5 protein-coding genes are annotated in these 5484 nt (G+C 66.1%); 3 read left to right on the top strand and 2 right to left on the bottom strand.

Translation table 11 applies throughout. The annotated features are described in order from the left end of the window. The first annotated feature begins 122 nt into the window (after nucleotides 1-122). Nucleotides 123-1346, top strand: a complete 1224-nt coding sequence (locus VDP82_RS13190) for a CoA transferase (RefSeq protein WP_323015308.1) — start codon at nucleotides 123-125, stop codon at nucleotides 1344-1346. Continuing rightward, nucleotides 1339-2319 (top strand): D-2-hydroxyacid dehydrogenase family protein, encoded by a 981-nt coding sequence (locus VDP82_RS13185; RefSeq protein WP_323015307.1) that lies wholly within the window; start codon nucleotides 1339-1341, stop codon nucleotides 2317-2319. The genes VDP82_RS13190 and VDP82_RS13185 overlap by 8 nt, the downstream gene beginning before the upstream one ends. On the opposite strand, the gene VDP82_RS13180 is transcribed toward VDP82_RS13185, so the two are convergent. Beyond that, on the bottom strand, nucleotides 2312-3289 hold the full coding sequence (locus tag VDP82_RS13180; RefSeq protein WP_323015306.1) for an MBL fold metallo-hydrolase: 978 nt from the start codon (nucleotides 3287-3289) through the stop codon (nucleotides 2312-2314). The two genes, VDP82_RS13185 and VDP82_RS13180, sit on opposite strands and share 8 nt — an antisense overlap. A 93-nt stretch (nucleotides 3290-3382) precedes the next feature. Continuing rightward, the gene (locus tag VDP82_RS13175; protein WP_323015305.1) at nucleotides 3383-4267 is read right to left on the bottom strand and encodes a LysR family transcriptional regulator; all 885 of its coding nucleotides are present in this window, start codon (nucleotides 4265-4267) and stop codon (nucleotides 3383-3385) included. Nucleotides 4268-4363: 96 nt separating this feature from the next. Here VDP82_RS13175 and VDP82_RS13170 point away from each other — a divergent pair. Beyond that, nucleotides 4364-5484 (top strand): GMC family oxidoreductase (locus tag VDP82_RS13170; protein ID WP_323015304.1); only part of this gene is annotated, 1121 nt, incomplete at its 3' end.

Below are 5484 nucleotides of genomic sequence, written 5' to 3'. Positions count from 1 at the left end.
CGGTCTTTTCATTTCCTGCAACAATTCTCTGCGCTTTATGCTCGTTATCGCCCTGATGCGGCGATGCTAGCTCTTGGGAACGTCCGGCTTTTCTCTTGCCGGGTGCTTTCAGGAGTTTGGGTGTGTCGGCAAAAGTTCTGGGCGGGGTTAAGGTTCTCGATTTTTCGCGGGTGTTCGCCGGGCCGGCCGCCACCCAGGTGCTGGGCGACATGGGCGCCGACATTCTCAAGATCGAGCCCCCCGGGGGCGACGAAGCCCGCTATTACGGGGTGACCAAGGAGCGGCTGGAGAAATTCGGCGGCACCAGCCCGTCTTTTCTTGCCCTCAACCGCAACAAGCGCAGCATGGAAATCGACCTGCGCAGCGCGGACGGCAAGAAGATCGCCCGCAAGCTGGCCGCCGAGGTCGATGTGGTGGTGCACAATTACCGCCCCGGCGTCATGGAGCGGCTCGGCCTTGGCTATGAAGAGCTTTCAAAGCTCAATCCCCGGCTGATCTATGCCGAATTTTCCGCCTATGGCCGCCAGGGCCCGCTCTCCCATGTCGGGGCCAACGACCTGGCGCTTCAGGCCCATAGCGGCCTTATCAGCATCACCGGCGAGCCCGGTCGCTCGCCCGTGCGTTGCGGCTCGGCCATTGTCGACCTGCATGGCAGCCTGGCCCTGGTCGCCGGCATTCTGGGTGCGCTCATCCATCGCGGCCAGACCGGCAGGGGCCAGCGCGTCGAGGCCTCTCTGATGCTCAGCGCGGCGCATCTGATGAGCTATTTCTACACCGAATACTGGATGGACGGCACCATGCATAAGCCCATGGGCACCGCCAACCATCTCTCCGTGCCCAACCAGGCTTTTCCCGCCGCCGATGGCGAGGTGGTCATCATCGCCTCGACCGACGATATGTGGCAGCGCTTTGCCCATGCCCTGGGGCAGGAAACGCTGGACGTGCCCGAATTTTCCCATGTCTTTGCCCGCCGGCAGAACCGCGTGGCGCTGGTCGAGGCCGTTTCCGCCATCACCCGCACCCGCAGCTGCGCCGAGCTGATCGATATTCTGGGCAAGGCCAAGGTGGTGGTCGCCAAGGTCAACAATATCGGTGAGGCCGCCGACAATCCCCAGCTTGTCGCCGCCAATGGCCGCATCGACCTGCCGGTGGGCGAGCATAAGGTGGGCAGCGTCGCCTCGCCCTTCCAGCTTGAGGCGGTGGACATGAACGCGGCCACCACGCCGCCGGACCTGGGCCAGCACACCGACGATATCCTGGCCGAATTCGGCTTTTCGCGTGACGAAATCGACGGCTTCCGCCAGTCTGGGGCTTTCGGCAAGACCAAAGCCACTACCGATGCCTGATTTTCCCGCCGGCCCCGTCCTCAACTGCGTCGTCCTTGACGACTATCAGGCTGTGGCCGGTGCGGTGGCGCCCTGGCAGCGCCTGGCTCCGCGCGTGGCGGTCAGCTTCGAAGCCCGCTTCCTCGGCGATGACCGTGACGCCTTGATCGCGCGCCTGCGCGATGCAGATATCGTCGTGGCCAATCGCGAGCGCACCCGCTTCGACGCCGGCCTGCTGGCTGAACTGCCGCGCCTCAGGCTGCTCGTCACCACCGGCATGCGCAATGCCGCCATCGATATCGAGGCCGCCGCCGCGCGCGGCATCCTCGTTTGCGGCACCGGCAGCGCCGGCGAGCCGACCGTGGAATTGACCTGGGGCCTGATCCTGGCCCTCGCCCGCCACATCGTCACCGAAGCCAACGGCCTGAGCGCCGGGCGTTGGCAGGCCACGCTGGGCCTGGGGCTCAAGGGGCGTACGCTTGGTCTGGTCGGCCTCGGCCGGGTCGGTGCCGGCGTTGCCGCCGTCGGCCGGGCCTTCGACATGCAGGTTATGGCCTGGTCCCCCCGCCTCACCCCCGAGCGCGCTTCCGGGGCCGGCGTCGACATGGCCGCGGACCTGATGAGCCTTTTTTCCACCGCCGACATTGTTTCGCTCCACGCCACTCTGACCCCCGAAAGCCGGGGGCTGGTTGGGCGCGACCTGCTGGCCGCCATGAAGCCCGGCGCGCTGCTGGTCAATACCGCCCGGGCGGGCCTTGTCGATCAAGACGCCCTGATCGCGGCGCTCAAGACCGGTCCCCTGGCCGGCGCGGCGCTCGACGTCTTCGAGAGCGAACCTGTCGCGGCCGGTCACCCGCTGCTCCATCTGGCCAATGTGCTGGCAACCCCGCATCTGGGTTATGTCACCGACGAGAATTACGCCCGCTATTTCGGCGATGCGGTGGACAATATCGAGGCCTGGCTGGCTGGAACGCCGCTGCGCCGGATCAGCTGATCCTTTCGAAGCGATAGACGCCGGCATCGTCCATATGCCGGCGCACTTGCCCCGCCTGCCAGAGATGGTTGGCCAGCGCCAGCGTCATGCCGGGCAACAGGTCGCCGAAACGCTCGGCCGCACGCTCGGAAAAGGCCAGCCGCGCCATCTCCGCGCAACTCTGTGCGCCCTCCAGCCCGGCCAGCACCCGCCCGAGCCGCCGCCGATGATTCTGCTCCAGATTGGCGACGTGCCCGGCCAGTCCCGTGAACGGCGCGCCATGCCCCGGCAGCACCAGAAGGCTGTCGGGCAGCCTCTTCAACCGATCCAGGAAATTGAAATAGGTGGTGAGCGGATCGGCTTCCGGCGCCGCTGCGCCCACTGTGATATGCGGCCCCGAGCCGGGCAGGATCTGGTCGCCCGCCAGAAAGTAGGTTTCTTGTGCCGAGAGCAGGCATGCCGCCATTGGCGAATGCCCGCCGCCCAGCAGCACGCGCCATTTCTCCCCGCCCAGTTCCAGCGTCATATCATCGGTGAGAGGGGTGAACTGTGCCGGAAAAGGGGCCAGCATGGTGTAGTCGATGGGTTGCGCCGTCGCGATCAGCGCCGCCGGAAGCCCCAGAAGGTGGAAGAACTGGCGCAGCCTGGCCCGGCCCTGCTCCGGCGTCGTCGTGCTCGCGGTCATGAGCCGGGCATGTTCGAGCGCGCCCATGAACAGTGGCGCCCGATGGCGCGTCATCAGCGCCTTGGCCTGCCCGCTGTGGTCGCGGTGCATATGGGTGCAGATCACCGCTTCGACCCCGTCGATCAGCCCCTCCGCCTCCCCGCGCACCCACAACGCCAGTGTTTCTTCCCCCGGCATGCCGGTATCGACGATGGCCTGCCGTCCCGGGGCGCCGATCACCCAGCCATTGACCGGGGCGAAGCGGCGCATGGGGCAGGGCAGGCGCATGATGCCCGGCGCGATGGATTCGAGTGATGGAAAGGTCAAGGAAATGCGAGTCCGAACAGGCGATGTGTTAGCATAAAGTTAGCGCTAGATGACACAAGCGAGGCCCGCGCGCAGCACCTTTGCAGGATCGGCTCAGCCAAAATCCTCCTCGCCCGCCACCTGCCGCAAAAATTCCGCAAGCGCCCGGATTCGCGGCACCCGCTCGGCCTCCGTCGCAATATTGAGCCAATAACTGCGCCGCAACTGCACCGCTTCCGGCAGCACCGGCGCCAACCCTGGGAAACGGCGCGCCAGATAGTGCGGCAACACGCAGATTCCCGCCCCCGCCAGCGTCGCCTCCGCCTGCGCCAGCAGGCTCGAACACTGTACCTGCGCCCGCAAACCGGGCAGCACGTCGTCGAGATAGTCGAGCTCGCGCGAAAACAGCAAATCCTCGATATAGCCCACCAGCCGATGCGGCCGCAGGTCCTCGCGGCTCGCCAGCGGCGCATGGCCGGCCAGATAGGTCGGGCTGGCATAAAGCCCCAGCCCGTAATCGCTCAGCCGCTCCGAGGAAAAGCGCGGGCCGCCCGGCGTCAGCGTCACCGCGATATCGCCCTCACGCTGCGATTGCGCCTGGATTTGCTGGATGGGCACCAATTGCACGCTGAGGCGGGGATAAAGTGCGGTGAAACGCTGCACATGCCGCGCCAGCACGAAATTGCCGAAGCCATCTGAGGTGACGAGGCGCACCACCCCGGCCATGGCCGCGCCCGGCTGGCCGCTGCCCTCGGCGCTGCGCAGCGCCAGCACTTCCATCTGCTCGGCATGCACCAGCAGGTTCTCGCCCCCCGGCGTCAGCGCATAGCCGGCAAGGCTGCGGTGGAACAGCGTCTGCCCCAGCGCATGCTCCAGCGCGTTGATGCGCCGGCTCACCGTGGCATGGTCGGTGCCCAGCACCCGCGCTGCCCCGCTCAGCGTGCCGATACGGGCCACTTCGAGAAAGAAACGCAGATCGTTCCAGTCAAATCCAGCCATGGCCTTCTCATGCATTTCGCCACAGTATATGCGCGATCCTTCACGTTTTCACGAAGATTTTCGCACAATAGGATGAGTGCCAAGGAGTGCTTCATCATGGATCAGGAATTCGATTTCGTCGTTTGCGGTGGTGGATCGGCGGGCTGCGTCATGGCCAACCGCCTGTCTGAGAACGGCAAATACACCGTTGCCCTGCTCGAAGCGGGCGGCAAGGACAACTGGATCTGGTTCCATATTCCGGTGGGCTATCTCTTTGCTATCGGCAATCCCCGCTCGGACTGGCTGTTCCGCACCGAGCCGGCCCAGGGCCTCAACGGCCGCGACCTGGCTTACCCGCGCGGCAAGGTGCTGGGCGGCTCCTCGGCCATCAACGCCATGATCTATATGCGTGGCCAGGCCGCCGATTATAATCGCTGGCGCGACATCGGCCTCGAAGGCTGGGGCTGGGACGACGTGCTCCCCGTTTTCAAGCGCCACGAGGATAACTGGCGCGGCGCGGGGCCGCTGCACGGGGCCGGCGGCGAGTGGCGCGTCGAGCAGCCGCGCCTGCGCTGGCAGGTGCTCGATTCCTTCATCGAGGCGGCCGAAAGCGCCGGCATTCCGCGCAGCGACGATTTCAACACTGGCAACAATGAAGGCTGCGGTTATTTCGACGTCAACCAGAAGCGCGGCCGCCGCTGGAGCGCGGCGCGCGGCTTCCTGCGTCCGGCCCTGAACCGGCCCAATCTGTCGGTCATCACCGGGGCCCTGGTCGAGCGCGTCGGGGTGCAAGAGGGCAGGGCGCACAGCGTGACCTACCGGCAGGATGGCGTCTCGCGTACCATCCGGGCGCGGCGCGAGATCGTGCTTTCGGCCGGCGCGGTGGCCAGCCCCGCCATTCTCGAGCGCTCCGGCATCGGCGAGGGCGAGCATCTGCGCCGCCTGGGCATCGACGTGGTGCACAACCTGCCCGGCGTCGGCGCCAATCTGCAGGACCATCTCCAGCTTCGCCCCATCTACAAGGTGGCCAACGTGCCCACCATGAACATGCTTTATCGCTCGCTTGTCCGGCGCGGCATGATGGGCGCGGAATATCTCTTCCTGCGGCGCGGCGCGCTCACCATAGCGCCGTCCCAACTCGGCGCCTTCACCCGCTCGTCGGAGCGGCACGAAACGCCCAACCTGCAGTTCCACATCCAGCCGCTCTCGCTCGACAAGTTCGGCGATGCCATGCACGA

The organism is Devosia sp. (assembly GCF_034675085.1).
Lineage (GTDB): Bacteria > Pseudomonadota > Alphaproteobacteria > Rhizobiales > Devosiaceae > Devosia.
The sequence above is the reverse complement of the archived record's forward strand: the minus strand, read 5'-3'. Positions and strand labels throughout refer to the sequence as shown.